The sequence below is a fragment of the Coprococcus hominis (ex Arizal et al. 2022) genome, from assembly GCF_040094675.1.
GTDB lineage: Bacteria > Bacillota > Clostridia > Lachnospirales > Lachnospiraceae > Coprococcus_C > Coprococcus_C hominis.
In genome coordinates this window covers 1-3,016 of sequence record NZ_JBBNHG010000009.1, presented here as the reverse complement: position 1 = coordinate 3,016, position 3,016 = coordinate 1, and the positions used below count along the sequence as shown (strand labels likewise).

The following is a 3,016-nucleotide window of genomic DNA, read 5'->3' as shown; positions in this document are numbered from 1 at the left end:
GAGCAGGCATATGTGACGACCAATCCGGTGATCCGGGTACGCAAGAAAACCTTATACGACGCAGCATCTGCAGTCTCTGATTACCAATATGTCCTGACTGTCAAAAGTAGTGGTATGTTAGCCCGACAGGAATTTGAGCTTCCGATTGACGAAGCTGCTTACCGGACACTCTGCGCCAAAGCAGACGGCAATGTGATTGCGAAAACGCGCTATAAGATTCCGCTTAATCAGGGGCTTACCTTAGAGCTTGATATCTTCGAAGGATTGTTTGATGGGCTTGTTATGGGCGAAGTGGAATTCCCGGATGAAGAAACAGCCAAGAACTACACCTTACCGGATTCTTTTGCAGTGAAAAAAGAAGTGACGTATGATACGCATTTCCACAACAGTACGATGAGCGTGATGCGCAAAGAAGAAATCGCACAGTTTATACAGTCACTTTCTGCATAATTAACGTTATTTTCAAGCGAAACATCCCCGGAGATTTTGGGTGGTTAACCCTGTCTCCGGGGATATTAATTGTTCTGTAAAAAGTTCAATTATTGCACATTCGCATTATACAATTCCTTAAAATAAGAATCCGTATGTAATAGTTCTTCAAAAGTCCCTTGTCCAACAATCTTCCCTTCTCTAAAGAGAATAATTCTGTCAAAACCGGCAATGGAATTCAATCTATGCGCAATCGCAATGACCGTTTTATCTTTCATTTTTAGCATAACCGATTTCATTACATTTTCTTCAGTTAAATTATCCATTGCAGATGTTGCTTCATCCAAAACGACAAGTTCAGGGTTTTCAAACCACAAGCGTGCGAATGCAAGTCTTTGTTTTTCTCCTCCTGATAAGCAAGTACCTTTCTCTCCAATTTCAGTATCTAAACCTTCCGCAAGATTCTCAACCAAATGAGATAATTGCACTTCCTTCAATGCGTCCAGCATTTGTTCTTCTGACACATTCTTCTCAAATACCAGATTTTCCTTTATTGTTCCATCAAAAACAGGAACATCCTGCGATATGTAGCTGACTCTGTCATACAAATTATTAAGGCAAATTCCACTTAACTCCATATCACCTAAGTAGATTTCTCCCTGATTGTATTTTAGTAATCCCAGTAATATCTTAATCACAGTGGATTTCCCTGAGCCACTTTCACCTACAAAAGCTATTTTTTGTCCCCGTTTTATGAACAGGCTCAAATCATCAATAATTTTCCGTTCTTCATATTGAAACGATAAGTTTTTTATCGATATTTCCCCAATGTCCGTATGAATTGCGTCACCATTTCTTAATTGATTATCCTCTTTTAAATCTAAAAATTCTTCAAATCTCTTATAGGATGCCTTGTCCAATTTATATTGAACATAAAGTACATTAAAAATAGCTATCGGCGTGTAAGCATTTTCAATCAGCGCAATGAGTGCAACTATAGAACCCACTGTAAGATTTTTTGTTTTCCATGCATAAAATAAAATACCAATATCTAACATTGCCACAAGCAGCGCAAATATTGTAAAAAAAGCTTCATGAATCATATTCATTTTTACTTTTGATGATACAATATCCTCTTTTGCACTACGGGTTTTCTTTATTTCACTCGGAAACTGTTTGCTCATACGGAACACCAGCATTTCCATAAAGCCCCTGACCAGAAAATGATTGAATAGCTCCTCACTGTTCAGAATCTTTTCTTTTATTTTGTATAGAAACTTTAGTAGAATATTGGTTATTATAAAAATAAGTATATAGCCTACAAACAATATGTAAGTAATTATTTTATCAATCTTCCAAATAAAATATACACTAAAAACAATAGTAGGAAGTAAATCACGAATCAAACGCAACCAGAAATTGAATACTACATTTCTGCCTGCGGATGAACCATTCTCAATCCTTTGAACAAGTTTTCCAGTACCTATTTTCTGATATTCCGTATAATCGATTGTACTTATTTTTCTAAGCGATAAAAGCTTAAAATCCAGATAAATACCATACTCCAATTTCTTTTCCGGATAATTATCCAGATAATTCATACAATAATTTACCAGCAAAATAAGACCGTAGGTTATAACTCCTGCAAATGTAAGTGTTCCGGCCGCCAATCCGTCAATAACCTTCTGAAAATAGTCCGTTTTGTAATTAGCCATAAATGCATTAAATATACCTAGTCCAATGTAAGCCAATACCCACAATTTGTTATTCTTTAGAATTTCTTTTATATAGCGCATAACTGTACTCCTTTAATATTATATTTCAATCATTTGGACAGTACAGTTAACGACTGCTAGCAAGTTTATTTTCACCTCAGCACAATCTGCCAACAGTTTACATCAACTGTACTGAGTAGATACCTCGAATAAATTTCATATCCGCTTCACCTCTTTTTAAAGTTTTATTCTTTTTTATTTTCCCGTGTTTCCAGTACTTCTGTGGTAATTACATCCACATCATATTCTGGAGCATGTTTCTTCACGATATCGTAAATTGGCCGGATATCTTTGACAGATTCTTCGAGTTCATCCGCAATCTGTTCAAGTGTTTTATTCTTCTGCAATACAGCGGTTCACCGCATCTCTGATTGCAACCTCATAATCCTTCTCGCCCTTTTTTGCCTTTGCGAGATTCTCATTTACATATCCAACAAATATCATATACTCCCGCAATGTCTGGCTCCGCTTCTTCAAATCCTCATTATTCCCCGGATTGATATTATACACGGTGCACATCACTTTTGTACTCTCTGTTTGCCATATTTCGTCCTCCTTTGGCTTTCGCAGGAGAAATCCATCTGCAAACATAGACTTAAACTATGCCGTCAAGGACTTTTTCAAAAACGCTTGACAGATATTCCAGACACGGAGGAACAAAATATGGAAATCGAACGTAAATTTTTATTTCATAAACTGCCAGATCAGCTAGACACATACCCACATTACGGCATTGAGCAGGCATATGTGACGACCAATCCGGTGATCCGGGTACGCAAGAAAACCTTATACGACGCAGCATCTGCAGTCTC

The 3,016-nt window shown here is 37.1% G+C and carries 4 protein-coding genes; 1 reads left to right on the top strand and 3 read right to left on the bottom strand.

Annotated elements, in window-relative coordinates; translation table 11 throughout:
- A partial coding sequence (locus AAAT93_RS00140) for an adenylate cyclase (RefSeq protein WP_349095432.1) occupies positions 1–450 on the top strand: 450 nt, incomplete at its 5' end.
- A gap of 89 nt (positions 451–539) precedes the next feature.
- Here the strand turns inward: AAAT93_RS00140 and AAAT93_RS00135 are convergent.
- The 3 genes from AAAT93_RS00135 to AAAT93_RS00125 all read right to left on the bottom strand — a co-directional run bounded on the left by AAAT93_RS00135 (position 540) and on the right by AAAT93_RS00125 (position 2,714).
- Positions 540–2,225 carry an ABC transporter ATP-binding protein gene (locus AAAT93_RS00135; RefSeq protein ID WP_021985347.1) on the bottom strand — a complete coding sequence of 562 codons (1,686 nt, stop codon included), beginning with the start codon at positions 2,223–2,225 and terminating at the stop codon, positions 540–542.
- A gap of 164 nt (positions 2,226–2,389) precedes the next feature.
- On the bottom strand, positions 2,390–2,551 hold the full coding sequence (locus AAAT93_RS00130; protein WP_182428834.1) for a hypothetical protein: 162 nt from the start codon (positions 2,549–2,551) through the stop codon (positions 2,390–2,392).
- Positions 2,538–2,714, bottom strand: coding sequence for a hypothetical protein (locus AAAT93_RS00125; protein ID WP_181985515.1), 177 nt, complete (start codon positions 2,712–2,714; stop codon positions 2,538–2,540). The genes AAAT93_RS00130 and AAAT93_RS00125 overlap by 14 nt, the downstream gene beginning before the upstream one ends.
- Positions 2,715–3,016: the final 302 nt, after the last annotated feature.